A 26,390-nucleotide genomic window follows, 5' to 3' on the forward strand; every position below is an offset into this window, starting at 1 on the left:
GCCACGCCGTCGGCGACGATGAACAGAGACCGCTCGGCTTCCTCGTCCAAGTGAGCGCCCCAGCGGTCCTGGTTGTTCGTCCGCAGGCGGCCGACGTCGCTGAGTCCCGCAAACTGCAAACCGGCCGCCACTAGGCCGATACTATGGGCCGGCCTGTGTCGCCGCCGGTGATCCGCTCCGATTCGGGCAGATCGAGGTAGCGCTCGAGGTTGCGGTGCATGTTGATGACCCGACGCTCCTCATTCGACAGCACCAGGTGGGTGAAGCCCGGCTGGTGCATGCCGCGCTGTAAACCCGCGAGTACCTGGACATCCTGGGTGAGCACCAGGCCCGGCTCGGCCTCCCCGGCGGTGGTGCGGACGTCCGTCGGCTTGTTTCGCGGCGCACCCGGCGGCATCCGCGTCATCAGGAACATGACCATCTCGCCCTTATCCGGGTCAGGCCCGGGCCGTGAACACATGATCGTCAAGTGATCGGCGTTGGTCAGCAGCGTCATGTTCGGGAACACGTTGTACTGGTGCAGCCGAGTGATCCGGTCGGTGTCGGCCCAGTCCAGGTCCACCCCGCGTTGCGCCGCGAAAGCCCGGGTGCGGTCCGCGATCAGGTCTTGCACGGTCTGGCCGGGCTCCCGCGCCGGAATCGGCGTACCTTCGGCGACGCCCATCAGCGCCCCCTGCGTGTAAACGTAGGCGTCCCAGACCTCTTCGTCGCTCAGCGACCCGTCAAAGCGCGGGCTCTGCACGCCGTAGGGCTGGTCGGACTTGCCGGTGTGACCCCAAATCTGTTGTGGTGCATGGATATCGTCGACACAGCGCAGCAGCTCGGGATGCAGTGTCTGGATGTGGTAGGTCTCGCTGTAACCGTCGGCGATGGTCTTCCAGTTGGCGTCCACCTCGACGGTGAGCGTTGCGTAGCAGCGGAAGTCGCTGAGATTCGTCCACGCGACGTCGTCGGGGATCGCCTCCAGGTACTCGAGCAACGGCATCGCGTTGGCATCGAGATTGACGAAGACGAGCCCCTCCCACGTGTCGACCCGGACCGGCACCAGTGGGAAGTCGGACATTCGCAGCGCGCCGAAGCCCTTCCGGTTGGGCACGCGCTTGAGTGCGCCGGCCAGGTCCCAGGTCCAGCCGTGGTAACCGCATTTGAGTTCGCGCAGGCCCGAACCCGAGCCCACGCACACCGAGTTGCCGCGGTGGCGACACGCGTTCTGGAATGCGCGCAGCACGCCGTCATCACCGCGGACGATCAGCACCCCATAAGGGCCGCAACGGTATTCGAAGTAGTCACCCGGTTCAGCGACGTGGTCGACCATGCAGGCGATCTGCCACACTTTCGGCCACATCCGCTCGGTTTCGAGCTGTGCGAACGCCGTTGAGTAGTAACGTTCGGCCGGCACCAGCGTCGGGCTCGCCGGCGGCGTGCCGATCGCGTCCTGGTCGCGGGCACGGGCCGGATTGCCGGCGGTTGTTGTCACGGGGGACCCTAGCGAGCTCCGCGCACCAACCGGCCGGGGCGGGCCCCGGTGTCGACGTCCTTGCGGCGGGTCACCGTTCCGCTGACGATGGTCGCCGCGTATCCGCTTGCGCCCTGCAGGATCCGGTTTCCGCCGGCGGGCAGGTCGAAGGCCATCGCCGCGGGGTGCAGCGTCAGCGCGTTCATGTCGATCACGTTGATGTCGGCCTTCTTGCCACGCTCGATGGTCCCGCGGTCGGTCAGCCCGAACAGCTGGGCGGTGTCGTGCGACTGCTTGCGGATCACGTATTCCAGCGACAGCTTCTCGCCCCGCTTTCGGTCGCGTGCCCAGTGGGTCAGCAGGAAGGTGGGGTAGGAGGCGTCACAGATCATGCCGCAGTGGGCGCCACCGTCGGAAAGACCCAGCACACCGGCGGGGTGGAGCATCATCTCGCGGATCGCGTCGTGGTTGCCGTCGGCGTAGTTGAACAGCGGCAGCATCAGCATGGCCGTCGCGTTGCGCTCGAGCATGAGGTCGTACAGGGTAGCCAGCGGGTCCTCGCCGCGCGCTTTGGCGATGGCCGCGACGGTGCGGTCGGCGGTCGGCTCGTAGTCCGGCGGATTGCCGAGCGCGTACAGCCGTCCCAGGGAGTGCTGCACGAGGGAGAACATTCCGTCGAACAACAGACTCGGGTCGACGGGCAGGTCGTCCTCGGACAGTATCGCGGCCTTCACGGCCGGATCGGCGAGACGCCGTGTGAGCTCGTCGCGGCTGCATTCGGCTTGCAGCCGGCGATAGGTGGGCCGATGGCTGAACCCGTGGTGGCCCTGGAACCCGATCATCATGCCGAACGGCCGCGCCGCGATCTGCGGGTACAGCCGGCTGCCCGCAGCGTGCGCCGCCGCCGAGCGGTCCAATTGCTCGCGCCACAGGTTCGGGTCGGCGTCCACCTGGATCATCGCGAAGGACACCGGCCGGTCGATTTCACCGCTCAGCCGGCGCATCCACTCGAGTTCCTTCTTGGGGCCGATGATGTCCTCGCCCGCGGCCCCCTGGGGTGCCAGCTCGAACACCGCCTGACCGCCCGCCGCCATGGCACGGCCAAGGCCGAACAGTTCGTCTTCGGCGGCAAACGTGCCGGGGACGGGTTCGCCGTCCATCGCCCGGTGTCCGAGCGTTCGTGATGTCGAGAATCCGAGCGCGCCGGCCTCGATTCCCTCTTGGACCAACCGGCTCATCGCCGTGATGTCGTCGGGGGTGGCTGGCTCGTTGCGGGCGCCGCGCTCACCCATCGCGTAGGCGCGAACGGCGCCGTGGGCGATCTGGCTGCCGACGTCGATGGCGAATTTCTGCTTGCCGATCGCGTCGAGGTATTCGGGGTAGGTCTCCCAGCCCCAGGTGATCCCCTCGGTCAGCGCGGTGCCGGGGATGTCCTCGACGCCCTCCATCAACTCGATCAGCCACTGCTCACTGCCCGGCCGGACCGGAGCAAACCCGACGCCGCAGTTGCCGGTGACCACCGTCGTGACCCCGTGACCGCTCGAGGGCTCGAGCGAGCTGTCCCAGCTCACCTGACCGTCGTAGTGGGTGTGGATGTCGACGAAGCCAGGGGCCACCACACGCCCTGTCGCATCGATGGTTTCCGCCGCGTCACCGGCCAGCTCGGTGTCGTCGGCACCGCGACGGACGACGTCGACGATCTTGCCGTCCTTGATTCCGATGTCGGCGCGATAGCGCTCCGCGCCGGTGCCGTCGACGACAGTGCCACCGATGATTTTCAGGTCGAACATGAATTCCTCCAAGGCAGCGGGCCCGAGTTTCAAGGGTTATTACGCTACGATGCGTAGCGTATGTATTGACGGTAGGCGTCCCGACGGTCTGAGTCAATGAATCCGTGGCCTGGCCTCCGCGCCGAGCGCGAACTAGTTGTGGTGGTTTCACGTTCGACGCAACCGAAAGCACCGCGGCGAGTCGGCCGCTTCAGCTGGGATGCGTGAGGCGGGTCCAGGTCAGCCTTACCTGGGTCCCGTGCGGTGTTCCGTCGATGATCGCTTCATCGGCCAGCGCCTGCATCAGCGGGATACCGCGTCCCCGAACCGGATAGAGCCGCCCCGGCGAGGCCGGCACCGAAACGTGCTGACGCCAGCGCCCGCGATCGTTCACGGTCACCGCCAGGGTGTCGGAGTCGACGTCGTAGTCCGCGCTGACATCCATCGTCCCGCCCTGCGCGGCGTCGATGTAGGCGAATTCGGCGGCGTTCGCGATCGCTTCGTTCACCGCCAAGAGCAGGTCGTTGAACCGCTCTGCGCCGAGGGTGAAATGTCTATCGAGCCAACTGCCGAACTCGGCGCGGGTCCGCGCGGCGCTGGGCGCGTCGGCGGCAATCCGCGTGCGTGTGAACCGGCATCGGTCGTCGATGTGAGACACCCTGGGCGCCGATGATCAGTTACCGCTCAGCGCGCCGTCAAGCGTGCTGTACAGCGGCAACACCGAATCGATTCCCATGAGCTTTATCGGCCGGCTGGTGGCCGGGCCTTCGGCGACGACCGCGAACCGGGTCGGCGGCACGACGTCAGCCTGCGCGGCGACGAGGACGGTCATGCCGGCTGAGGCGAGAAAATCCACCTTCGACAGGTCGACGATCAATGTCTCGGGGCCGCCGGCCAGGGCACCGCGTATCGCCTCGGCCAGGTGCGGCGCTGTCAGCATGTCCACCTCACCGGAGACGGTGAGCACGACAGCCTGACCTGCCTGGTGTTTTCCGACCTCAAACGCTGCCGGATCGATTGAATTGCGAGATTGTTCGCCCATGCTGTTTCTCACATCCGTCCCCGGTGGGACACCGCTAGTTCTCAGACCACCACTGTTTGGCCGGGGCTGTTGATTCAACCCGTCCGGATACAGTGCCGTCGATCCTGCGCAGCTCGTTGGAGGCGAGGCGGCACCCCCAATCCAGCCTAATCGTAGGGCACCCGGACAACGTCACCTGGCAACGGCCCGCGGGCGACGCGGCCGGGCCCCGCGCCGATACCGTCCAGCAACGACTGGATGCCCTCGTCGATCCCCGCTGTCGTGGTGGGACTGTGCGCTGCGGCGAACTTGAGCAAACCATGATCGGCCCGGTGACCGCCGCGTGTCCTCCTCGACCGTGCGCTCGCAATGCGTAGGAAACCAGGGCCAGGAAGACGGGGACGTTGGTAGGTTCTGGGAATGCTCTTCGCGGCCCTGCGCGACATGCAATGGCGAAAACGGCGCCTGATCATCGCGGTCGTCAGCACCGCACTGATCTTCGGGATGACACTTGTCCTGACCGGGCTCGCCAACGGCTTCAAGGTCGAGGCCCAGCGAACCGTTGACTCCCTGGGTGTCGACACATTCGTGGTCAAAGACGGCGCGGCCGGACCGTTCCTGGGTTCGACGCCATTCCCCGACGTCGACCTGGCCCGGATCAAAGCCGAGCCGGGCGTCCGCAACGCCGCCCCGATGGGCGTGGTGGGGACGATCATGAAGGAAGGCTCGACAACGCGAAACGTCACGGCCTGGGGCGCGCCCGAACAGGGGCCCGGCATGCCGCACGTCTCGGAGGGTCGGCCACCGTCCAAGCCGGACGAGGTCGCGGTGTCGAGCACGCTGGGCCGAAAGATAGACGACACCCTGCAGGTGGGTGCTCACGTGTTGCACATCGTGGGCATCGTGCCCAATTCGACCGCACTGGCGAAGATCCCCAACATCTTTCTGACGATCGATGGCCTGCAGCAAGTGGCGTATAACGGGCAGAAGATGGTCACGTCGATCGGGGTGGTCGGCACACCCAAGCAGGTCCCGGACGGCTACCAGACCTTCGATCGCGAGGGGGGTGTGAAGGATCTGGTGCGTCCGTTGAAGGTGGCGGTGAATTCGATCTCGATCGTGGCCGTTTTGCTGTGGGTGGTAGCGGTGTTGATCGTGGGATCGGTCGTCTATCTGTCCGCGCTCGAGCGGATGCGTGACTTTGCCGTGTTCAAGGCGATCGGCACCCGCTCGCGGTCGATCATGGCGGGGCTGGCGCTGCAGGCGCTGGTCGTCGCCCTGCTGGCCGCGGCGCTGGGAGTCCTGCTGTCACAACTGCTGGCGCCGCTGTTCTCGATGATCGTCGCGGTGCCCACCGGCGCCTACCTGCTGCTACCGGTGGTTGCGGTCGGGATCGGTCTACTGGCCAGCCTCGCCGGGCTGAGGCGCGTGGTGCGGGTCGATCCGGCGCTCGCGTTCGGAGGTCCGTAGGCGTGGGCGATCTCAGCATTCAGAACCTGGTCGTCGAGTACTACAGCGGCGGATACGCGCTGCGGCCGATCAACGGTCTGAGCCTGGACGTGGCGGCGGGTTCGCTGGTGATCCTGCTGGGGCCCAGCGGATGTGGGAAGACGACGCTGCTGTCCTGCCTGGGCGGCATACTGCGGCCGAAATCCGGCGCCATCAAGTTCGACGACGTCGACATCACCACGCTCGAGCGCGCGGCGCTCGCGCAGTACCGGCGCGACAAGGTGGGCATCGTCTTCCAGGCGTTCAACCTGGTGCCGAGCCTTACCGCGGTCGAGAACGTGATGGTTCCCATGCGCGAGGCGGGCATGTCCCGTTCGGCGGCGCGCAAGCGCGCCGAGGAATTGCTCGAACGCGTCAATCTCGGCGAGCGGATGAAACACCGGCCCGGCGACCTGAGCGGCGGGCAGCAGCAGCGCGTCGCGGTGGCCCGCGCGATCGCGCTGGATCCGCCGTTGATCCTGGCCGACGAACCGACTGCGCATCTCGACTTCATCCAGGTCGAAGAGGTGCTGAAGCTGATCCGCGAACTCGCGGACGGGGACCGCGTGGTGGTGGTCGCCACCCACGACTCCCGGATGCTGCCGATGGCCGATCGCGTCGTCGAGCTGACCCCCGATTTCACCGAGACGAACCGGCCACCCGAAACCATCGAGGTGAAAAAGGGTGACGTGGTGTTCGAGCAGTCCACCATGGGCGAGCTGATCTACGTGGTGACCCAGGGTGAGTTCGAGCTGGTGCACGAACTGGCCGAGGGCGGTGAGGAATTGTTCAAATTGGTCGGGCCCGGCGACTATTTCGGCGAGATCGGCGTGCTGTTCCATATGCCGCGCTCGGCGACCGCGCGCGCCCGCACCGACGGGACGGTCGTCGGCTACACCGCGCCGGCGTTCCGCGAGCGGCTGGGGATAGCCGGAATCCGCGAGCTGATGGGGCACCGCCAGCTTGCCGCCGAGTGACCACCAAACTAAGCCTCGGTGATCGGCGTCTCCTTCGTATCGGCGAGGAACCTTGTCAGCAGCCGATCGAACTGCTGCAACTCGGCGGCTGACCAGTCCGAAAGCGCCCGAGCCAGGTGATCCCTTCGCACCTCGTGCAGTGCGCCTGCGGCGTGCTGGCCGGCCGCCGTGGTGGCGATGACCGATACCCGTCTGTCGCTGGGATCGGCGCTGCGGGCGACAAGTCCGGCGTCGGCCAGGGCTTGCACTCGGCGAGTGGCCATACCGACGTCCATGTGCGCCATACTTGCCAAGCGCCCCATGGATATTGGTCCCTCGTCGATCAAAACGCGAAGCAGAAGATATGAGGGCTGCGATAGCTCCGTGTCTGCGGCCGAGGCCTGTCGGGCGAACGCGGAGCGGCTGACGCTGAGCCGCACGATTTGCGCGAGCGTGGCGCTGATCGAGTCCACCGAATCCAGTTTGCGCGTAGCTGTCACCTTCGCTCCGTCCCTACGCTTGCCGAAGACCGCTGACGCACGTCTGGATCAGCCGATCGTCGTCGTCATCACCCGGCGGAGGAAGCACCACCCCGTCGGCTATGCCCTCGAATTTCGCCCGCAGCAGGTCGGGCAGTTGGTCGTATCGTCCGCAGGTCACCAGTTCGTCGAGCACGACATCGCTGAGTACCGTGGGCAATTCGTTCCATCGCTGCTCCTTGGTGAGCGCGCGAAGCCGGCCGGGCAGTTCGGTCCACCCCCGTCTCTTGAGCGTCGCTGCATACGCCGGTGTCGACAGCAGGAAAGCAAGCATGCGGCGCTGACGTTCTCGTTCCTGCGCGACCGCCGCATCGGTGTTACCGGTGGCGATCGCTGTGGACACCACGACGAGGGGTCGGTCCGCACGCCCGGCGTCCAGGGCCCCGCGGCGTAGTGCCGGACACACCACATCGCGCAGATAGGCGGGGTCGGAGTTGGTGGAATGGGTGATCACACCGTGCCCGGCCCTGCCGGCCAGCTCGCACATGCCGGCATTGACCGCGCCCAGCCAGATACGAGGCGGCTCAACGTCTTTCGGCCCCGGATTGAAATACGGCTGCAGCCTGGTGATCCGGTAGGACGCACCCTCGAAATCCACACCGCCGCCGGTGCGGAACGCCCCGAACAGCGCCTCCAGCGCGGCTACGTACTCAGCCATCCGAGCTCGCGGCTCACTCCAGGGCATGCCGAAACGGTCCTGGATGTTCTGCCTGATCTGAGTGCCTAGCCCCAGTTCAAATCGCCCGTCGGACAGGATCGCCAGGTCCCAGGCCATGTAGGCCACCAGCGTCGGACTGCGCACGAACGCCAACGTCACCGCGGTTCGCACCGTGATAGCGGTGGTGTGCTCTACGGCCAGCAATGCCACTGCCAACGAGTCGTGAATAGTCTCGGCGATATGCAAGCCGTCGAAACCCAGTCGTTCCACCCGGCGCGCGTAGCCGGGGACCGCGGCCAAGGGAAGCTCCGGAGCCATGGCGGCGAGAACCTGCATACTGCACGACGGTATCGGCATATCCTTGACATAGTCAAATAGTTATCGATAGCTTGAGCGCGGGAATCGGGTGTGCAAAGGAGAGTCATGGGCGCGCGTTTCTACTTCGACTGGCCCAACTACCGGACCATGCTTCGGCTGTTGCGCCGGGACCCGCCGGCCAGGGATGCGAAAAGGCGCTGGACCCTGTTCTTCACGTTTCTGGTCGGTGTCCCGGCCGTCGCGGCGATCCACGCGGTGTGCTTCGCGCTGGATCCGATACTGTTCCCGTCGCTGCGTCGCACGCAGGTGATCGCGCCGACGTTCTCTGTTGGGCACGCCCGCAGCGGCACCACGTACCTGCACAGGCTGATGGCCGCCGACCCGCAGTTCAGCTACGCCTTGATGTATGAACTGTTCTTCCCGTCGCTGCTGGAGAAGCGCCTGTTGCGTCTGCTGTTCCGGGTTGACGCGGCGGTGTTGGGAAAGCGGTTGCGGCATCGCCTCGATGCGATCGAGGAGGCCCGGTTCGCAGAGACCGACGACATGCACAAGACCGGCTTCTTCGTTCCTGAGGAGGACGACGCCTTTCTGACCTGGTCTCTGTGCTCGGGGTTCTGGATCCTCATGTTCCCGTTCATGGGCGAGCTCGACTTCTACTATGTCGACCAGTGGCCGGAACGCAAACGGCGACGGGCGATGGGCTTTTACAAGGAGTGCGTCCGACGCCAGATCGCGGCCAACGGCGGCGGCACGCACTTGAGCAAGAACCCGACGTTCTGCGGTCGCGTGGAAGCACTGATCGAGACCTTCCCCGACGCGAGATTTATTGTGCCCATGCGTAATCCGAGCGAGACTATCCCCAGTCTGCTCAAGCTGCTGAAGACCGAGTGGGATCTGCGCGGCCGCGATGAACGCCTGATCGTGAAATCGCTGCGGGTACTTGCCGATCAATCGATCGACTCCTACCAGCATCCCCTCGACGTGTTGGCCAAGCACCCTGACGTTCGATCGAGCGTCGTCGACTACCGCGAGCTGATACTGCAACCCGAGCTCACGATGCGCCGGATCTACGACGAGTTGGAGCTCGACTTAGGGCCGGTGGCCGCCGAAGCATTCAAGGCGGCCGCGGCGCGCGGCGGGCACGAATCTGCCCACCGCTACAGCCTCGAGGAATTCGGCCTGGACCCCCAGGAAGTCCACACCCGTCTGGCCACGTTGTTCGACGAATACCGTTGGGACGCCGAAGGAGAAGACGCTCATGTCCACTGAATCGAGCCAAGCCTCGTTGGGCGCAGCCTGGACCGACCTGATTGACGCGTTGAACCGGGCCCGCGACGCCGTCGACTCCACCGAGTTGCATGCCCCTCCGCTCACCGAACAGGGCCTCGCAGAGGGATACCGATACCTGTTGGGCTTCGTGTTCAGCGGCATCGAACGAGCGTTCTTCGAGGACCCCGATTACCCCTACTTCCGGCGCGCCATCCAGCCACTGGACAAGGCGACCATCGACAATGCCGACGCCCTCTACCTTTCGGCGTCCATCGATGGCGCCAAGAGCTACCGGGTCCGCGGCCGCTTCGGCCGTAAAGCGCCGCAGTACGTCATCTTTGAAGCGCACAACGTCTACGCCGGAGACACCGGCAGCCTTGCGGAACTCGGGCCAGGCGGGCGCGTCGTCACCGGGATGCTGGATACTTCCGAACTCGTGGTCGACGACGACGGCCGGTTCGAGATTGTGCTGGCACCCCAGTGGCCGGCCGGTCATACGGGTAACTTCATCTCGACAGCCGACGGGACCGGGACTGCCCGTTTCCTGATCGCCCGCATGCTCTTTCACGATTGGGAGCACGAGGCATCACCCGACCTGCACATCGCGCAGATCGGCAAAGAGGGCACCCCTCCCGCGCCGGTGAGCCCCGCCGCCTCGGCCCGGAACATCCGTCGCGTCGGCACCATCGTGGAAAACCAGATGAGGTTCTGGAACGAGTTTTATGACGTCGTCTTGGAGGCACACGGCGATAAGAACGGCGACGGGTTCACCCTCATGCCCCGTAACGCCCTGAACGAGCCGGCGCTGGCCAACCTCGCCATGGGCGGCGGCCAGAGCACCAACGTCTACTCCGGCGGTGTCTACGACCTCGCGGAGGACGAGGCCCTCGTCATCGAAGTCGTCGTCCCAGTGCAACCCGCGTACATGGGCTTTCACCTGTCCAATCTCTGGGGCGAATCACTCGACTACGCCAATCACACGTGCAGCCTCAACGGATTTCAGTCCGAACCGGACTCCGACGGGACCTTCCGCTACGTGGTTGCCGAGACGGACCCGGGTGTGCCGAACTGGCTTGACACCGCGGGCCACCGCGGTGGGTTCCTGACCCTGCGCTGGACCTACTCCACACCCCCGGCTGACTTGCCGAAAACAACGGTCATCAAGGTGCCACTGGCCGGGGTGCGCCAACACCTCCCAGCGGGCACTCGCGTCGTCTCGGCAGAGCAACGCAGGGAGCAGATCAGGGTCCGCCAGGAACATGTCCAGCGACGGTACCGGCAATACTGATCGCTAGAGATAGCTGCGCAGGTAGTCCAGTGTCCTACGGCGAAACTCTTTCATCGCCGGGGCATTCCGTGCCAGCCCGTCCGCTCCGTGATACATCCCCGGCACGGTGACCAGTTCGCACGCGACGCCGCAGTCCTGCAAAGCCTTTGCGTAAGCTACGGATTCGTCGTGGAACAGATCGAGGCTGCCCACTCCGATCCAGGCCGGAGCCAGGCCCGACAGGTCGGTCCGCCGCGCGGGTGCGGCGTACGGCGGCGCGTCGGACAGCCGGGGCGCCCTGCCCAGGTAGGCGGTCCAGCCGAAGAGGTTTGACTGCGGAGTCCAGAGGAAGGCTCCCCGCCCGCCATGATCGTCGCGAAGTGCGGTGCGGTCATCGATCATTGGGTAAACGAGCACCTGGGCGCGCAACCGGATGCCCTCGTCGTGGGCGCGTTGTGCGACGGCCGCTGCGAGTCCGCCGCCGGCGCTCGACCCGATGACCGCGATCCGGTCGGGATCGATGCCGAGTTCCGCGGCGTTTTCCCGCATCCAGGTCAGCGTGGCCATGCAGTCGTCGAGCGCCGCGGGGAACGGGTGCTCGGGTGCGAGGCGATACTCGGGTGACACGGTCACGGCCTCGAGTTCGCGTGCCACCGTCCCGCTGCCCAACGCCTCCATCTGCGGCGATCCCATGATCATGCCGCCGCCGTGGATGTAGAGCAACCCCGGTCGCAGCGGCCTGGGTTCGGTTGGCGCGGTGACGAATACGGTGACGGGTGGCCGGCCGGGGATCTTTCGGCTAGTCACCATGACGCCGGGTCCCGACGGTGTCTTGATTCGATTGATCAGTCGGCTGCGCGGCAGGCTACGTGTGGTGGTCGAGCCGGTGAGTAGGGGTAGCAACGGGCTGCGCAGCTCGGCGGGTACTTGTGCGAGCGCGTCGCGAACAGCCAGATAGCGCCGCGCGACTGCGGCGGCGCCGGCCAGGGTTGCGAGCGCCAACAGCCTCTTCATCGGCCGACCATCAGCGATCGGCGTCGGTGTAGCGGATGATGCCGCGAATGTTCTTGCCGTTCAACATGTCCTGGTAACCTTCGTTGATCTGCTCCAGGCTGTACGCAGTGGTGATCATGTCGTCGATATTGAGGCGTCCGGCCTGGTACATCGACAGCAGCAGCGGGATTTCGTGCTGTGGATTGCTGCTGCCGAAGATGCTGCCCTGCAGGCTCTTCTGCATCAGCGTCAGGGTGGCCAGGTTGAGAGTGGTCTTGTTGTCGGCCAAGTTGGCCACGGCGGTGACGACGCAAGTGCCGCCTTTGGCGGTGATCGACAGGTAGCTCTCGACGTCTTCGCATCTGGCCTGTCCCACGGTGACGATCACCTTCTGCGCCATCAGCCCGCGGGTCGCCTCGGCGATCTCCGCCGTCGCAGTGGCAAGGTCCGGATAGGTGTGTGTGGCACCGAATTTCAGCGCGGCGTCGCGTTTCCACTGGATCGGCTCGATGACGAAGGCCCGGCGGGCTCCGGCGTTGATCGCGCCCTGCAGAGCCGCCATGCCAACCCCACCCACACCGATGACTGCGACGTCATCGCCAGGGCGGACGCGGGCTGCGTGGGTTGCCGAGCCGTACCCGGTTGTCACCCCGCACCCGACCAGGCACGCCACCTCGAACGGAAGCGAGGGATCGATTTTCACCACCGAGCTGCTGTGCACCACCATGTACGGCGCGAAGGTACCGAGCAGTGCCATCGGGTACACGTTCTGCCCGCGAGAGTGGATGCGGTGGGTGCCGTCCGAGATCGCGGTACCCGTCAACAGCTGGGCGCCCAAGTCACACAGATTGGCCATCCCGCCCTGACACGACGGGCACTTTCCGCACGACGGAATGAACGACAACACCACATGGTCACCGGGTGCCAGGTCGTCGACGCCGGGCCCTACCTCGGTGACGACGCCCGCACCCTCATGACCGCCCAGCACCGGGAACCCCGCCATCGGCATATCGCCGGTGACCACATGGTGGTCGGAGTGGCACATCCCGGCCGCTTCCATCTGGATCTTCACCTCGTGGCGGCTGGGGTCGCCGATCTCGATCTCCTCTACCGACCACGGCTGGTTGAACTCCCAGAGAACGGCACCTTTGGTCTTCATGTTCGCCCTTCCGATGGATGCAACTGTTGGCATTTCGGGACTTCGACCGAGCTTAAGGTGACATCGCTTCTTTAAGCTAGTGCTTCCTCGTCGATCCCCAGGTGGCCCGACCGCGTGAACGAATCTCGGGAACGCGCCGTGTTAACGGATTGGTCGCCGGAAAAGGGTGCGCACCGCGGCGACCCGTGAGTGAATTGGTTCACCGATGCGCCGAAAGGACGGTGGGCATGGAGCCCGGCGATCAGGACGACCAACACGATGAGCACGCTGACGATGACGAGCACGATGACGAACACGAAGCCGAACCCGCCGTAACGACACCTCCCGAATCCCCCTTGCGCGCCGCGCTGTCGCGACGCGGCGCGTTGCTGGGCCTGGGCGCGGTGGCCGGCTTCGCGGCGGTGGACGTGGGTGGGTTCGCCTACGCGGGCGGCTGGTTGCGGCCCGATGCGCTGACGCCGGCTCGCTTCGCCGATCGCTTCGAGAGCGTCTACGGCCGTCATGACGGGTTCCGCCGAAACCATGCCAAAGGTCTCAGTGCCACAGGGACTTTCGCGAGCAACGGGGCCGGCGCAGCCATCTGCCGCGCGGCGGTCTTCCAGCAGGGGACCGTGCCCGTGGTCGGCCGGTTTTCGCTGGGTGGTGGTCTGCCGGATCAAGCCGACAAGCCCGACACCGTCCGGGGTCTGGGACTGCTGCTGCAGTCGTCCAACGGCCAGCAGTGGCGCACGGCGATGCTCAACGTTCCGGTATTCACCGACAGCACCCCGGAGGGGTTTTACGAGCGCATGCTGGCTTCCAAACCTCAGCCCGGCACCGGCAAGCCGGACCCACAGCAGATGGCCGCATTCTTAGAGCGCCATCCTGAGACCGCGGCGGCACTGAAAATCATCAAGCAGTCCCCGCCCAGCGCGGGATTCGCGGACAGCCCGTATCACGGCCTGAATGCTTTCTACTTCACCAACGACGCGGGCGCGACCGTTCCGGTTCGCTGGTCGGCAGTTCCGCAGGAAGCCGGCGCCGCCGCGCCGCCGCCCTCGTCGGTTGGCAAGGATTACCTGTTCGACGACCTGATCAGGGTGATGGTGCAGCGGCCGTTGCAGTGGCGGCTGGTTCTCACCATCGGAGAGCCGGGCGATCCGACCAACGATGCCACTAAACCCTGGCCGCAGTCGCGGCGGTCGATCGACGCCGGCACCATCACCATTACCGCGGTCCAGACCGAGGCAGCCGGCAACGCGCGCGATGTCAACTTCGACCCGACGGTGCTGCCGGACGGGATCACCCTGTCCGACGATCCGTTGCCTCGCGCGCGATCGGCCGTTTACGCGCGCTCGTTCACTCGCCGCGCCGAGGAGCCCAAGTCGCCCAGCGAGGTCAACGTAAGTCGGGTGCTCTGATGACAACCAAGACAGGGAAAGACACCGCCGCGCCGCGTTTCGCTCTCTCGTCACGGATTCTGCACTGGCTGATGGCGCCGATGGTGATCGTGCAACTGCTGATCGGCGTGACCATGATCGCGTCGCTGAGCTATTACCCGCAGCTCCTGGCCATCCACAAGCCATTGGGCGTGCTGATCCTGATGTTCGCGCTGATCCGCCTGGTGAATCGGCGCGCCCACACCCTGCCCCCGTTCTTGGCCACCATGAGTCCCGCCGAACGCAAGATCGCGTCGTGGTCGGAACGTCTGCTGTATACCCTGCTGATCATCCAGCCGCTGGTCGGATGGGCCATGCTGTCCGCGGCGAGGTGGCCGATCGTCTCCCTGGGGCCGTTCGAGCTGCCCGGGATCGCACCGCACAACATCGACGTCTACGCATTCTTGCGGGTGTGCCATGACGTGTTCGCCGTACTGCTCTTCGCGACGTTTACCGCCCACGTCTGCGCGGTTCTCTTTCACACGCTCGTGCTGCGCGACGGGCTGCTGTATCGGATGGCAGTATGGCGCAGCAAACCCCCGCAACAGGACCCGCCAAAAGGACGAACCCACGTCTGATGAACGACAGGAGTCCGCCGTGCCGATATTCATGGTCGAGCGCAACTACGCCGACAGGCTGGAACCCAGCCTCGACGTCACCGACGGGATCAACAGGATCAACGAATTGGAGGGCGTGCGCTGGCTCTATTCGTTTCTGTCAGCGGACAAACGAAAGACGTACTGCCTCTACGAAGCGCCTTCGCCAGAGGCGATCAGATCCGCCGCCGCACGTGCCGGCCTTCCCGCCGACGTCGTCGTCGAGGTGACCGAACGCCTGATGCCGGACGGTGCATCGGCCGACATCTGACCTCACTCGAGCAGCTGGTGATCCGCGGCGTACATCGCCGCCTGGGTGCGGTTCGCGGCGCCGGTCTTGATCAAGATGCTGCGAACATGGTTGGCCGCCGTGTTGGTGCTGATGTAGAGGCGCTCGCCGATCGCCCGGTTACTCAACCCGGCGGCGAGCAGGCGTAGCACTTCCACTTCGCGGTCCGTCAGGCCGTCGGGCCCCCCGAGATTCGGAGTCAGCAATGAATCCACCAGTTCGACTACCCGGACCTGACCGATCGGGGCAGCGATGCTGCGGGCTTCGTCGGCGAGACGGCGGGCCTCCTCGGCGCGACCGCATGACGCTGCGAACAACGCCTGGCGGGCCAGCGTCTCACTGACGTGAACGACTGAGCCCATCCGCCGGTCCATTTCCAATGCCACGCCGAAATGGCGCTCAGCGGAACAGGAGTCACCGCCGAGCGCGGCGATCCGGGCGAGATATCGGTCGGCGCTGCCGAACACTGCCACGAACTGGCCGGCCAGCAGGTTTTTTCCGGCGTAGCGGGCAACGTGCGGGCGCAGCGCGTGAACCGCTTCGCGGTTGCCCAGTTCTAACGCCGCCTCGACCATGAACACCAGCTCCATCGGCCACTGCGCCTCGTCGATGTGATCGCCGAGATTGCGGTTGAGTAGGTGGTTGAGCGCGCGGCTCATGCCACGCTCGCAGTCGAGCTCGGTATACAGCGCAAGCAAGCCGGGAACCCAACGGCCGGCGAACTTCTCGCTTCCGTCCAGGAATCCGCTGAATCTCTTCAGGTCTGCAGTCTCGCGGCGGATCATGAACATCTGAACTCCGTGGGAGCCCTCCGTCCCGTCGACGCCGAACAAACTTCCTGTGCGCAAAGCGATTTCGGCCCACCGTTCAGCGCCCGCGAAATCGCCGCGCAGATAGGCCAGCGCCTGCTCGACGCACGCGCTGACGAAGCCGAAGAAGGGCTGTCCGCACGCTTGGACCGATCGCTGCATTTCGGCGGCGGACTCGGTAAGTTCGCGGGGCCGTCCGACCAGATAGCTGACCATGGCGCGAAAATGCGCGGCCGCACCGAGAGCGTCGTAGTCGCGGCGGGCCTGAGCCGCGCGCAGTAGCTCGGACGAACGCTCCTCTTGGAGGTCGCACATGTCTGGCGTCAGGTGCCAAAGGCTCGTCATCAAAGCATGCTGCAGCACTGCCGGATCGTCTGCGGACCGTGCGAATCGAATTGCGCGGTCGCTGATTTCCCGCGCGCGTGCCGACTCGCCGGCAAACGCCAGCGCTCGCCCGAAGCTGCCCAGAGCATGTATGTAGCGTGGGTCGTCGGTGCTCAACCCGCAGGTTTCCAGCGCCGATGCCAGCAGGTCGGCTGCCTTCGAGTCGGCCAGTCCGGGACGCCAACTCGCGTCTTCGTAGCCGACTGCCGCCTCCAACCTGGTGATCGGGTCGTCCGTCGCGCTGACGCGTTCGTAGATGGCTCGTGCGCGGGCGAAGTCGCCCGCGCGCACATGGTTCGCGGCTGCACCGAAGTTCATCCCTGCCCGATCCGAGAAGCTCAGCTCGGGAAGCGACGCCGCGCGCTCAAACCATTTCGCTGCGTCCTCATAAGCCAGGCTCTGTTCGGCCATCCAGGCCGCCTGGCGCGCGTATCTCAACGCCTGCTCGTGGTAGCCCAGCACGTGCGCCCGCAAGTAGTGATTCGCCAGACGCGGAACAACCGACGGGTCCCCGCGTCCTTCGAGCGCTTGGGCGGCGCGCGCGTGCATGATCCGCAGCCGGGACGCCGCCATCCCGCCGACCACCTCGTCACGAGTTAACGCGTGCACGAACGAGAACTCGCCGTCGGAGTCGTCGACCGCCCGGACAAGACCCAGCGCCTCAGCCGAATCGACGGCGGCCAGGGTCGCGGTGAGATCGGTCTCGCTGGCGGCGATCAGCGCGGGCAGATCAAATGTCTCGCCCAACACCGCCGCCTGCTCGATGACGGTGCGGACGCCGGCACTCAGTCCTCCCAGGCGGCGGGCGATGGCATCTCCGACGGACGCGGGGACCCGCTGCTGCGAACCCAATGTTGCCAGGCCGCCACGGATTTCCAGGTCGTTGCACAGCTCGGTCAAAAAGAACGGATTGCCGCCGGTCTTGTCGCGCAGCAGGGCCGCCGCGGTACGCGCCGAGGGAGGCGCCAAATGTTGAGTCTGACTGACGAATTCGGCGATTGCCTCGGTGTCCAGGCCGCCGAGATCCAGGCGCCGCACGCCGTCGAATCGGTGCAGCTCGGCCATCCGGGAGACCAGCTCGTCGGAGCGGTCCGGTTCGGTGGTGCGGAAGGTCGCCACCACCAGCATGCGGACATCGGTGCAGCCGATCAGCACCTGTTCGAGCATCGCGAGCGTGGGCAGCTGCGCCCAATGCAAATCTTCGAGGATCAGCGCGATCGGGCGATCGATCGCCAGGCGCCGCAGGAAACCGGTCAGCGCATCGAACAGCGCGCGCCGACCGGTGCCGTCGTCCGCGACCGGGCCGGCGTCGGGCAAATGCCGATCCACCTGCGCTGTCAGCCGTCGCAGCTGTGCTGCCACGTCCGTCAGCGGACCGGCCAGCGAACCCGCGGGACCGGCGATGAACAAGCGATCCAGCGCCTCAGCGAACGGCGCATACGGAACGTCGGCATCGGCCGTCGAGCTGCCCACTAGCACCGCCACGCCATGGTCGGCCAACGTTGCGGCGATCTCGGCGGCCAGCCGCGTTTTGCCCGCGCCGGGTTCCCCGCCGATGAACACCGCCTGGCGGTTGCCGTTCTCGACCCGCTCCCACGCCTGCTCGAAAGCCGCCAGTTCCGCGCCGCGGCCCACCAGCGGGCCGCGCCGACGTGAGTTCAGCTCGGCCGGAAGTGGTGGTGGCACCCACTGCGCCATGCACTCAAGGTAACCGCGCAGGTGGCGGTCCGAGAATAGTCAGATCTGACTATCGTGTAACTGCGCGCAAATGCCACATTGTGGTCATGACGCGCGGCCCGCCGACCTCGTAGCGTCGCCGCAGCAAAGCAAAATCAGATCAAACGAGGAGTTACGGGGATGACCATCACAACGCCAATCGAGGACCTGCGCATGCGCTCGGGTGCGGAGTTAATCCTGCCCGGCGACCCGGGATACGACGAGTCACGGGCGCTCTACAACGCCATGATCGACAAGCGGCCGGCAGTGATCGCACGCTGCCGATCCACTGTCGACGTCGCGGTCGCCCTCGAGTTCGCGCGCTCGTCGAAGCTGGCGGTCGCGGTCCGCGGGGGCGGGCACAGCGGCCCCGGTTTCGGCAGCGTCGACGGCGGCCTGGTGATCGACCTGTCGCCGATGAGCGGCATCGAGGTGGACGCCGACCGGCGCACCGCCCGGGTTCAAGGTGGCGCGACCTGGGGTCAAGTGGATGCAGCGACCCACGCGCACGGGCTGGCGACGCCGGCCGGCGTCATCGCGAGCACCGGTGTCGGCGGCCTGACCCTGGGCGGCGGGCACGGCTACCTGTCCCGCAAGCACGGCCTGACGATCGACAACTTGTTGGAGGCGGAGGTCGTGCTGGCCGACGGTCGCGTGGTGACGACGTCGGAATCCCGCCACCCCGACCTGTTCTGGGCGCTGCGCGGTGGCGGCGGAAACTTCGGCGTGGTCACCTCGTTCACCTTCCGCCTGCACCCGGTGCAGACCGTGCTTTGCGGTCCCACGGCGTGGCCGGCCTCGGCCACCGCCGACATCCTCAAGTGGTTCCGGGACTTCATCCCCGCGCAGGACGAGGATCTCTACGGGTTCTTCGCAACCATGACCGTGCCGCCGGCCGACCCGTTTCCCGAGTCCTTCCACCTGCAGAAAGCGTGTTCTGTGGTCTGGTGCTACACGGGTGATCCCGCCCGCGCCGACGAAGCGTTCGCGCCGGTACGGCAAATGGAGCCGGCCTTCGACGGCATCGGTGCCGCACCCTATCCCGCGCTGCAGTCCACCTTTGACGGTCTGTATCCCAAAGGGCTGCAATGGTATTGGCGTGGCGACTTCTTCCGGACGGTGCCCGACGGCGCCGTTGACGCCCATGTCCGCTTCACCGAGGAACTGCCCACCATGCACTCGGCGATGCACCTGTATCCGATCGACGGCGCGGTGCACCGGGTCGGGCAAACCGACACCGCGTGGGCGTATCGGGACGTCAACTTCTCACAGGTCATCGTCGGGGTCGACCCGGACCCGGCCAACGGAGAGGCGCTGCGGCGCTGGACGGCGGACTATTGGAATGCGACGCACCGGTATTCGGCGGGCGGTGCCTACATCAACTTCATGATGGACGAGGGCCAGGACCGCGTCCGCGCCACCTATGGTCCCAACTACCAGCGGCTCAGCGAAGTCAAGGCGCAATACGACCCGGGCAACGTGTTCCGCATCAACCAGAACATCCTGCCCGCTCGCTGAAGCTGACATGGCTGTCCCACACGGGGATTGATGTAGAGATCATCGCGAGGCCGGCGGCACCGCCTGGGTGCCGCCGCGTCTCGCTTTCCCGCTTTACGCGACTTGCTGCCGGATCGCATGGCACTATGGAGCGGCCATGACCGATCTGACCGTTGCCATCACCGACGGCGTCGCGCTGCTCACCCTCAACCGCCCCGAGCGGCGCAACGCCTACACCGCGGAGATGGGTCAGCTGCTCAACCGCGCCTACCGGAGTTGCGACGACGACGACGCGGTGCGCGCGATCGTCCTCACCGGAGCCGGCGACGCGTTCTGTGCCGGCGCCGACTTCTCGTCGGCGACAAGTCCTTTCGACGCTCCGCAGGATGACTCGGGGTTCACGGCGGCACCCACCGATCCGGCCGCGTTCGAGCTGCGCACGCCGGTTATCGCCGCGGTCAATGGGCACGCCATCGGGATGGGCCTGACCATCGCGCTGCAGGCCGACATCCGCATAATGGCTGCCGACGCCAAATACGCTGTCGCGCAAGTCCGTCGGGGCGTCATACCGGACTGCATGTCGCATTGGACACTGCCGCATCTGGTGGGTGGCGCTGCAGCGGCCGACATTCTGTTGACCGGGCGCACATTCGACGGCGCAGAGGCCGCGGCCATGGGTATCGCCACCCGAGCGTTGCCCGCCGACGAGGTACTCGACCACGCGATGACGGTGGCCCGCGACATCGCCGTCAACGTTGCGCCGATGTCGGCCGCGTTGAGCAAACGACTGCTCTGGGACACCATGGTCAAGGGCTATACGCCGCGGCAGGTCGCCGAGCTGGAAACCCAACTGCACCATCGGGTGATGGGCAGCGCCGACGCGCGCGAGGGCATCGACGCATTCCAGCAGCGGCGTTCGCCGCGCTGGAGCCGGTCGGTGTCGGCGGACTGGGAGCCGCTTCCGGAGCTGTGACTACAACGAATGCTTCAGCGCTGCAACGGTTTCCAGGTCGTCGAGCGCCGCAACGCCGCGCCGCAGCCCCTCCATGGCGATGTCTTCGACCTGCATCCCGCCCATTCCCGCGGTGATCAGCGAGGCAACGTAGGCGTACAGGGCGCCCTGCCGGAAGCGCAGCCACAGGTCGTCGCCGTCCAGTTCGGGGCCGCCGGCTGCCGTCAGCGCGTGCCGGTAGTCGTCGAGCAGGTCGTGTTGAGCCGCAACCCGGTCTTCTGGCGTCAGGCTGGTGACCAGGGTGTAGGCCAGTTCGCGGGCCGGGTGTCCGCGCCGTACCGCCTGCCAGTCCAGCAGTCCGGCCGCGCCGTCGCGAAAGTACATGTTGCCGGGATGAGCGTCGCCGTGCATGACGGTGTGGGGAGGAGTGTCGATCAGGGTGGCGACCGCCCGGTAGTTGTCGGCGATGAACCGGCCTTTTTCTACCGGGATGTCGCTGCGTTCGGCGATCCGTTTCATCGAGGCGTTCATCAGCGCGCCGGTCAACAGTGAGGTGACGTCACCCGACGGCGTGTACAGCCAGCCCAGTGGCCCGCGCCCGCCGCGGGGCAGCCGGCCCCAGAAGGTGGCATGCAGCTTGGCCAGCAATTCCACGACGAGGCTGGCCTGGTCGGTGGAGAGCGGGTGCAGGGTGTCGGGGAAGACGCACGTCGCGGGCAGGTCCTCCAGGACCAGCAGGTAGCGGCCCGTCCAGGTGTCGAAGGCCGAGCCGTAGGCCTTCGGGACACCCGTGAGTTCGGGCGCGAGCTGGCTATAGAAGCGCACCTCGGTGTGGCCGAGCCGGCCAAGCTCGCCCATCAGTCGGGTGGCGGCGGTTTGCGCCGACAGCTTGACGAACACCGACTCCGGTGCCCGCTCTCCGGTCAACGCCAGCCGCGCCCTTGATGACGTTCCCGCGTCGCTGCCCAGGATGCGCACCGAGCTGACCGTGGTGCCCATGATGTTGGAGAGCAGTTCGGAGTCGATCTCGCCGACCGTGCGCGGTAGCCCGGTCCGGCTGCCCACAAGCGCGTCAGTGGCAACCCGGCCGACCCCGCGGCCCAGATGAGCGGTCAGGCCCATAACCGAGCGAGCCTGACCTACAGGGCTTTTCATAACCATCCATCCCGATTGGCGAACCTGGCCGTGCGCTCTACCGTCGCAGGACCAAAGTAGCCGAACATTTCGACATCAGACAATACTGAGCTATTGTCTGATCTGTGCCACCAGGGTGCGGACCAGATACTGCTCGAGTCACCTGAAGAAAACCCGGCTGCTGGACCGCGTGGGTGAGCATCGACGGCGCCAGCGCGACGATCAAAAACTCGTGTCGGTCCACCGATGGTTGGATCTGGCATTCACGATCATCTCGAAATCCTGGCCTTGCGGTCGGTGCGGGGCTTTGTAGCGCCGCGCGATGCGGGTTCCAACGAAGTCCGGTGGGATGACATCGCCGGTTCGCTGTCGCCAATCCTGCAGGCGTACAGCCAAGTCGGCCGCGATTTCGCCGTTGCCGGGGTCGCCATCTGCCAGCAGGTCAGTGGTCTCGGTCGGATCGGTGCGTAAATCATAAAGTTCCCGCTGCGGCCGGGGCGATTTCACGAAGGGCGCGACGGCCCGTCCGGACAAGCTCTCCTCGATATCCGTCGGCAGATCCAGTAGCGGGCGGGGCGCGTAATTCTCGATGTAGCTGAATTCCTTTGTGCGGATCGCACGAATCGGATCGAACGAGTCGTGATACGTCTTCATGGTGTAAAGCTCTTCGCGTACCGGTTTGGCCGATTCATCCGACGAGAGCAGGGCGTGTGCGTGCGAGACGCCCTCGATCTCGGCGGGAACCTCGAGCCCCAACAATTCGAGCAACGTTGGGACCAAATCGACACCGCTGAACAACTCTTCGTAGACCCGGGGTGCTATCGACCGACTTATGGGTGGGCGCACAAGCATGGCAATGCCGGTTCCCGCGTCGTACAACGTGGATTTCGCGCGCGGTAGCGCCGGGCCGTGATCGGTGAAAAACACCACCCAGGTGCTGGCATCCAGTCCGGTTTCACCGAGCACGTCCAGTAGCCGGCCAACGGCCGCATCTGCGGTCGCGATGGCCCCGTAGAAGGCTGCGACGTCGTCGCGGACTTCGGGGGTATCTGGCAGGTAGTCAGGCAGTTGCACTGCGGTGCTGTCGGCTGGCGCATAGCGGTTCCGGGGGTACGGTCGGTGAGCTTCGAAGAACCCCGCAGTCAACAGGAATGGTTGCCCGCCCCGAAGCCGGGCGCTGTCGCGAAGCCACTCCTCGGCCCTTTCCGCGACATACCCGCAGTAGGAATTCGACACGTCGAGCTCGTCAAAGCCCAGCCGTGCCGGGTGATGCGTCTCGTGCTGCATTCCTAAAAGGCATGTATACCAACCTGATTCGGACAGTATCTGCGGAAGCGTCCGGACTCCGGGGTGGTATTCCCAACCGTGGTGGGCTAGCCCGACGAGGCCGTTGCTCTGTGGGTAGCGGCCGGTGAACAACGACCCCCGTGACGGGGTGCACAGTGGCGCGGTGGCGTGGGCCCGGGTGAACAGGAAGCCTTCGGCGGCAAGCCGGTCCACCCGCGGGCTGGACACGTCCGGGTGACCGTACGCACCGAGGTACCGCCCGAGGTCGTGCCAGTGGACGATCAATATGTTGTCGCCCGTCGCCTCGTTACCCAGCATTCGACACCCGGACTCTCCTCATATCTTCGAACCGTTACGGTCGGTCCGGCCCTGGTCGACGAGCCAGCGCCGGTAAAGCAGAAAGGCGAGCATGAGGGCTGTGGCCCCAATGCCCACTGCGATTGGATATTTGATGTCGGCTGACTTGATGATGAGGGGCAGAATTCCGACCGCGAGTGCAGGTGGCATGCGGATCTGCAGGATGCGCAACACGACGATGCCGGCCGCCATGCTGCAACCCGCCGCGACCCCGCTGTTCCCGAAGACGCTCACGCAGAGCCAACCCGCGGTAGACGTGAGCAGACAGGCGACGGGAAGTTTGCCCGACTTTTGGGCCCATGGACATGATTTGGGATGAGCGAACATCTCGTAGGCGATCACCGCGAGTGGCGGAAATAAGATCAGTCGAAGGCCTGAGGCCGTCGCACCGAGTGCCATTATCGCCAAGAAAAGGAAATACGGCAGGATCCAACGGGTTCCAAGGCCTTTTTCTGGGAGCTCGTCAAGGTCACCGCGCTTAGCGTTGTCGAACACGGCACGATACTTCGTCTCGCAATATCGTCGCCACGCCAGCAGTAGAAGGACCAGAGCTGCGAGGCCTAGCATCACCGAGGCGGGGTAACGCCAATTCGTTATTCCCAAGACCAGCGGTAGCATGCCTGCCGCGATGGCTGGGGCAATATTCGACTTGACCGCCGCCAACAGAAACAAGCACAGTGCCACTACCAGCAGCACGGTCCAAACGTGATAGCCAAACCGTTGTGCGATCAATGTGCCGATGCCCGCCGCCAGTGTGGGGACGATGACCAGTTGTATCGGCTGAGTCGCCCACTTTCCCCACGGCCGCGTCAACACGTCGTGAGAGAGTGCCGCAACCGCGGGAAACAACACATAATGCCAGCCGCTGCACTGGGCTGTCGCCGCGATCGCCACGACATACAGCAGGGCTGCACTCTCCATTGCCAACTGATCGACGGGCTCCAGGGCCCGGTCACTCATGGGTCCCGGGATCTTCATCGCAAAACGTCGCCCCGGCGCGAAGATCAGCCCGCCTCCTCGATAAATCGACTCGTTACCTCCGGACCTCTCGAGTGCATTTCTATGGACAAGGCCAGCAAGCGATCTTTCGCGATCTTTGGCAGCAGCTCGATGGAGCGCGTGGTGGCTGAATCATATTTTGCAGCGGGGTAGCGTTGCAGAATGACGTTCTTCTGTTCTTCCGTCGTGTAGATTTCGAGGAGCATCATGCCGGCGAAGGCCTCGTCCGCAAACTCTGACATGCCGGCCTGTTTCAGAGCCTCGAGTCGCTCATCGTTGATCCACACGTTGATTTTGATACTGCCTGCGTTGTTGTTCATGAATCGAGTCCGCCCAGTCGCTTGAAGGTAAACACGGGGAGCCGATCTCTCAGATAGTCTGTGGTCACGAACGGTGAGCCCTGGCCGTACTTGGCTGCACAATCCATCACGACGTCGAAGACCTCGTGCCGCATAACCTTCTGTGTGGGTTCGACCGCGTCCGTGAGTATGCTTCTGATCAAGCTGCCGCTAAAACTCTGGGCTTTCGAGGTGTGGCCACAAAGAGCTGAATTTGTGACCTCTAGACATTCGGGGCAGTACCAATTCTCCCTCAGGAACACCGGTTTTATGCCGAGCTCTGTTCTGTATTGCTTGAGCAGATTTTGTGCATCGTACGGGTCGTAGAAGTCCCCCACCCCCGCGTGGTCTCTCCCGAACATGTGATGTGTACATCCGAGATTCGTTCTCAGGATCGCGTGGAAGATCGCCTCCCTAGGTCCCGCATACCGCATGTCCCACAAGGTGAACGAGACCATGTGAACGTCGTCGCGGAAATATCCGCTGGTCCTCAACATGTTCTGCGCCAAGAGTATTGCTTCGTCGATGTAGTCGCCGACGCGTTTCTGGCCGATGATCGCGTTGACCAGCACTCCCGTCTTCAGAGTGTCGACGGGCATATCTTCGTTCGCGGCCAACCAGGCTTGTTTCATGAGCGCCTCGTGGCCAGTGTGGGGAACGTTCCTCGTCTGATGGGCGACGACGTGCTTCCAGTTCTTCTCCCGCAACGCATCCATATGTTGCTTAGGTGTGAGCCAAAAACTTCGGAACGGCTCGTTGAAAACCGGCTCGTTTATCAGGGTGATGTCGCCGCCGATGAACCTGTTCTCGTATGCGAGCATCTTTTTGACCCCGGGATGCCGGGCCTCGGTTGTGCCATATGTTTTTTCGGCCATCCGCTCGCGGTCGTACTCGTATATCTCGTCAATGTCAAGGATCGCCATCGGGTCGCCGAGATATTCGAGAACTACTCTCCCGCCTTCTTTTATCCGGCGTGCCTCGATGTGGTCCACCGACATGTCGAAGACTATCGGGATACTCCATAATGTTCCGTCGGGGAGTTGCATCTTTTCCAGTGTTGTATCGACTTCGAGGCTGCCCATAAAGCCCGTCAGTGGGGTGAAGAACCCGTACGACAGGCTGATGACCTCGTGCGCGGTCGCTTTTTATATTTGGATGCACGGCATGCCCTTTATCTCATTCGCGACATCCGCGGTGGAAACGCGCTCCACAATCGGTTTCCCGTTGTGACCTCGATAATCCATCTTTAGGACCTTTCTGTTGTCTGAAGCGGTTGCTTCAAGTTGACCCCGGGAAGTGTCATGTTCGGATCGCCGTCGGACAGGTGAACCGCGTGGATGCCGGGCTTTGTCCTCAATTTCGCGAGGAGACTCTCGAGCTGCGCCGAGTCGGTGTGCCAATGCTGCACTTCGTCAGGGTGCTCAGCCATGTCGGCGACAACTCGCTGCAGGTCGGCTGACGACTCGCCGTCTTCAGCCCCGGCGCCGTTGAGCGAGGTGGACCGGAGTGGTGCGCCGCGGCCACGCAGGGCGTAGGGCGCGGCGGCGGCTAAAGCTCCTCCGGCCATGCCTGACAGGACCATTCCACTGAGCAGAGTCCCCTCGCTGACCGACGCGGCCGCCACCGCGTTTTCGGCCGCGCCCGACAACACGGAGGCGACCGTTCTGATCGCCGGGGTGGCGACAGCCCAACTCGGCGGCACTGCCATCCCGCCGACCGGG

The 26,390-nt window shown here is 65.0% G+C and carries 23 protein-coding genes and 2 pseudogenes; 9 read left to right on the top strand and 16 right to left on the bottom strand.

Annotated elements, in window-relative coordinates; genetic code table 11:
• Positions 1–130: 130 nt before the first annotated feature.
• From VML93_RS01385 to VML93_RS01405, 5 genes are all read right to left on the bottom strand, one after another.
• Entirely contained in the window at positions 131–1,477 is a 1,347-nt protein-coding gene (locus VML93_RS01385) for an aromatic ring-hydroxylating dioxygenase subunit alpha (protein WP_325606909.1), read from the bottom strand.
• An 8-nt stretch (positions 1,478–1,485) separates the two neighbouring features.
• Positions 1,486–3,246: an N-acyl-D-amino-acid deacylase family protein gene (locus VML93_RS01390; RefSeq protein ID WP_325606911.1), complete on the bottom strand. Its 1,761-nt coding sequence runs from the start codon at positions 3,244–3,246 to the stop codon at positions 1,486–1,488.
• 190 nt (positions 3,247–3,436) lie between these two features.
• A complete protein-coding gene (locus VML93_RS01395; RefSeq protein ID WP_325606913.1) occupies positions 3,437–3,883 on the bottom strand; it encodes an ATP-binding protein in 447 nt (148 codons plus the stop codon).
• A 15-nt stretch (positions 3,884–3,898) separates the two neighbouring features.
• Complete coding sequence (locus VML93_RS01400) at positions 3,899–4,267, bottom strand: STAS domain-containing protein (RefSeq protein ID WP_325606915.1); 369 nt, start codon at positions 4,265–4,267, stop codon at positions 3,899–3,901.
• 146 nt (positions 4,268–4,413) lie between these two features.
• Complete coding sequence (locus VML93_RS01405) at positions 4,414–4,563, bottom strand: hypothetical protein (protein ID WP_325606917.1); 150 nt, start codon at positions 4,561–4,563, stop codon at positions 4,414–4,416.
• A 103-nt stretch (positions 4,564–4,666) separates the two neighbouring features.
• Here VML93_RS01405 and VML93_RS01410 point away from each other — a divergent pair, with 103 nt between their 5' ends.
• On the top strand, positions 4,667–5,716 hold the full coding sequence (locus VML93_RS01410) for an ABC transporter permease (protein WP_325606919.1): 1,050 nt from the start codon (positions 4,667–4,669) through the stop codon (positions 5,714–5,716).
• A 2-nt stretch (positions 5,717–5,718) separates the two neighbouring features.
• On the top strand, positions 5,719–6,711 hold the full coding sequence (locus VML93_RS01415) for an ATP-binding cassette domain-containing protein (protein WP_325606921.1): 993 nt from the start codon (positions 5,719–5,721) through the stop codon (positions 6,709–6,711).
• 8 nt (positions 6,712–6,719) lie between these two features.
• On the opposite strand, the gene VML93_RS01420 is transcribed toward VML93_RS01415, so the two are convergent.
• Positions 6,720–7,190, bottom strand: a complete 471-nt coding sequence (locus tag VML93_RS01420) for a MarR family winged helix-turn-helix transcriptional regulator (protein ID WP_325606922.1) — start codon at positions 7,188–7,190, stop codon at positions 6,720–6,722.
• Between the two features lie 13 nt (positions 7,191–7,203).
• The gene (locus tag VML93_RS01425) at positions 7,204–8,223 is read right to left on the bottom strand and encodes a TIGR03617 family F420-dependent LLM class oxidoreductase (RefSeq protein WP_325606924.1); all 1,020 of its coding nucleotides are present in this window, start codon (positions 8,221–8,223) and stop codon (positions 7,204–7,206) included.
• Between the two features lie 87 nt (positions 8,224–8,310).
• Between VML93_RS01425 and VML93_RS01430 the strand changes: the two genes are divergently transcribed.
• Both VML93_RS01430 and VML93_RS01435 read left to right on the top strand, forming a co-directional pair.
• Positions 8,311–9,474 carry a sulfotransferase gene (locus tag VML93_RS01430; protein WP_325606926.1) on the top strand — a complete coding sequence of 388 codons (1,164 nt, stop codon included), beginning with the start codon at positions 8,311–8,313 and terminating at the stop codon, positions 9,472–9,474.
• Positions 9,464–10,762: a DUF1214 domain-containing protein gene (locus tag VML93_RS01435; protein WP_325606928.1), complete on the top strand. Its 1,299-nt coding sequence runs from the start codon at positions 9,464–9,466 to the stop codon at positions 10,760–10,762. Before VML93_RS01430 ends, VML93_RS01435 begins: the two co-directional genes overlap by 11 nt.
• Before the next feature lie 3 nt (positions 10,763–10,765).
• Here the strand turns inward: VML93_RS01435 and VML93_RS01440 are convergent, their stop codons facing one another.
• Positions 10,766–11,755: an alpha/beta hydrolase gene (locus tag VML93_RS01440; RefSeq protein WP_325606930.1), complete on the bottom strand. Its 990-nt coding sequence runs from the start codon at positions 11,753–11,755 to the stop codon at positions 10,766–10,768.
• Between the two features lie 10 nt (positions 11,756–11,765).
• Entirely contained in the window at positions 11,766–12,893 is a 1,128-nt protein-coding gene (locus tag VML93_RS01445) for an NDMA-dependent alcohol dehydrogenase (RefSeq protein WP_325606932.1), read from the bottom strand.
• A gap of 227 nt (positions 12,894–13,120) precedes the next feature.
• Between VML93_RS01445 and VML93_RS01450 the strand changes: the two genes are divergently transcribed.
• From VML93_RS01450 to VML93_RS01460, 3 genes are read left to right on the top strand one after another with little or no spacing between them, the layout of a single operon-like run.
• The gene (locus VML93_RS01450) at positions 13,121–14,293 is read left to right on the top strand and encodes a catalase family peroxidase (protein WP_325606934.1); all 1,173 of its coding nucleotides are present in this window, start codon (positions 13,121–13,123) and stop codon (positions 14,291–14,293) included.
• The gene (locus VML93_RS01455; RefSeq protein ID WP_325606935.1) at positions 14,293–14,889 is read left to right on the top strand and encodes a cytochrome b; all 597 of its coding nucleotides are present in this window, start codon (positions 14,293–14,295) and stop codon (positions 14,887–14,889) included. The genes VML93_RS01450 and VML93_RS01455 overlap by 1 nt, the downstream gene beginning before the upstream one ends.
• 19 nt (positions 14,890–14,908) lie before the next feature.
• A complete protein-coding gene (locus tag VML93_RS01460; protein WP_325606937.1) occupies positions 14,909–15,178 on the top strand; it encodes a DUF4242 domain-containing protein in 270 nt (89 codons plus the stop codon).
• Positions 15,179–15,180: 2 nt separating this feature from the next.
• Here VML93_RS01460 and VML93_RS01465 read toward each other — a convergent pair whose 3' ends face one another.
• Positions 15,181–18,087: an ATP-binding protein gene (locus VML93_RS01465; protein ID WP_325606938.1), complete on the bottom strand. Its 2,907-nt coding sequence runs from the start codon at positions 18,085–18,087 to the stop codon at positions 15,181–15,183.
• A gap of 159 nt (positions 18,088–18,246) precedes the next feature.
• Here VML93_RS01465 and VML93_RS01470 point away from each other — a divergent pair, with 159 nt between their 5' ends.
• Both VML93_RS01470 and VML93_RS01475 read left to right on the top strand, forming a co-directional pair.
• Positions 18,247–19,623 carry an FAD-binding oxidoreductase gene (locus tag VML93_RS01470; RefSeq protein WP_325606940.1) on the top strand — a complete coding sequence of 459 codons (1,377 nt, stop codon included), beginning with the start codon at positions 18,247–18,249 and terminating at the stop codon, positions 19,621–19,623.
• Positions 19,624–19,759: 136 nt separating this feature from the next.
• Entirely contained in the window at positions 19,760–20,575 is an 816-nt protein-coding gene (locus VML93_RS01475; protein ID WP_325606942.1) for an enoyl-CoA hydratase/isomerase family protein, read from the top strand.
• Here the strand turns inward: VML93_RS01475 and VML93_RS01480 are convergent, their stop codons facing one another.
• The 6 genes and pseudogenes from VML93_RS01480 to VML93_RS01505 form a co-directional block, all read right to left on the bottom strand.
• A complete protein-coding gene (locus VML93_RS01480) occupies positions 20,576–21,709 on the bottom strand; it encodes a phosphotransferase (protein ID WP_325606943.1) in 1,134 nt (377 codons plus the stop codon).
• 288 nt (positions 21,710–21,997) lie between these two features.
• Positions 21,998–23,293: pseudogene (locus VML93_RS01485) on the bottom strand (sulfatase family protein); the annotation flags it as partial.
• 18 nt (positions 23,294–23,311) lie between these two features.
• Complete coding sequence (locus VML93_RS01490; protein ID WP_325606945.1) at positions 23,312–24,292, bottom strand: HPP family protein; 981 nt, start codon at positions 24,290–24,292, stop codon at positions 23,312–23,314.
• Between the two features lie 44 nt (positions 24,293–24,336).
• On the bottom strand, positions 24,337–24,651 hold the full coding sequence (locus VML93_RS01495; RefSeq protein ID WP_325606946.1) for a DUF6955 family protein: 315 nt from the start codon (positions 24,649–24,651) through the stop codon (positions 24,337–24,339).
• A pseudogene (gene sat / locus VML93_RS01500) lies at positions 24,648–25,913 on the bottom strand (sulfate adenylyltransferase). The gene VML93_RS01495 and the pseudogene sat overlap by 4 nt, the downstream one beginning before the upstream one ends.
• Before the next feature lie 2 nt (positions 25,914–25,915).
• Positions 25,916–26,390, bottom strand: a 475-nt coding sequence (locus tag VML93_RS01505) for a PE/PPE C-terminal domain-containing protein (protein WP_325606947.1), incomplete at its 5' end; no start/stop codon positions are given.

Source organism: Mycobacterium sp. (genome assembly GCF_035499775.1).
Lineage (GTDB): Bacteria > Actinomycetota > Actinomycetes > Mycobacteriales > Mycobacteriaceae > Mycobacterium.

Coding starts and splice junctions, on each gene's coding strand:
- VML93_RS01390 (WP_325606911.1), bottom strand. CDS start 3,246: ATGTTCGACCTGAAAATCATCGGTGGCACTGTCGTCGACGGCACCGGC.
- VML93_RS01400 (WP_325606915.1), bottom strand. CDS start 4,267: ATGGGCGAACAATCTCGCAATTCAATCGATCCGGCAGCGTTTGAGGTC.
- VML93_RS01410 (WP_325606919.1), top strand. CDS start 4,667: ATGCTCTTCGCGGCCCTGCGCGACATGCAATGGCGAAAACGGCGCCTG.
- VML93_RS01425 (WP_325606924.1), bottom strand. CDS start 8,223: ATGCAGGTTCTCGCCGCCATGGCTCCGGAGCTTCCCTTGGCCGCGGTC.
- VML93_RS01430 (WP_325606926.1), top strand. CDS start 8,311: ATGGGCGCGCGTTTCTACTTCGACTGGCCCAACTACCGGACCATGCTT.
- VML93_RS01435 (WP_325606928.1), top strand. CDS start 9,464: ATGTCCACTGAATCGAGCCAAGCCTCGTTGGGCGCAGCCTGGACCGAC.
- VML93_RS01440 (WP_325606930.1), bottom strand. CDS start 11,755: ATGAAGAGGCTGTTGGCGCTCGCAACCCTGGCCGGCGCCGCCGCAGTC.
- VML93_RS01445 (WP_325606932.1), bottom strand. CDS start 12,893: ATGAAGACCAAAGGTGCCGTTCTCTGGGAGTTCAACCAGCCGTGGTCG.
- VML93_RS01450 (WP_325606934.1), top strand. CDS start 13,121: ATGGAGCCCGGCGATCAGGACGACCAACACGATGAGCACGCTGACGAT.
- VML93_RS01455 (WP_325606935.1), top strand. CDS start 14,293: ATGACAACCAAGACAGGGAAAGACACCGCCGCGCCGCGTTTCGCTCTC.
- VML93_RS01465 (WP_325606938.1), bottom strand. CDS start 18,087: ATGGCGCAGTGGGTGCCACCACCACTTCCGGCCGAGCTGAACTCACGT.
- VML93_RS01470 (WP_325606940.1), top strand. CDS start 18,247: ATGACCATCACAACGCCAATCGAGGACCTGCGCATGCGCTCGGGTGCG.
- VML93_RS01475 (WP_325606942.1), top strand. CDS start 19,760: ATGACCGATCTGACCGTTGCCATCACCGACGGCGTCGCGCTGCTCACC.
- VML93_RS01480 (WP_325606943.1), bottom strand. CDS start 21,709: ATGAAAAGCCCTGTAGGTCAGGCTCGCTCGGTTATGGGCCTGACCGCT.
- VML93_RS01490 (WP_325606945.1), bottom strand. CDS start 24,292: ATGAGTGACCGGGCCCTGGAGCCCGTCGATCAGTTGGCAATGGAGAGT.
- VML93_RS01495 (WP_325606946.1), bottom strand. CDS start 24,651: ATGAACAACAACGCAGGCAGTATCAAAATCAACGTGTGGATCAACGAT.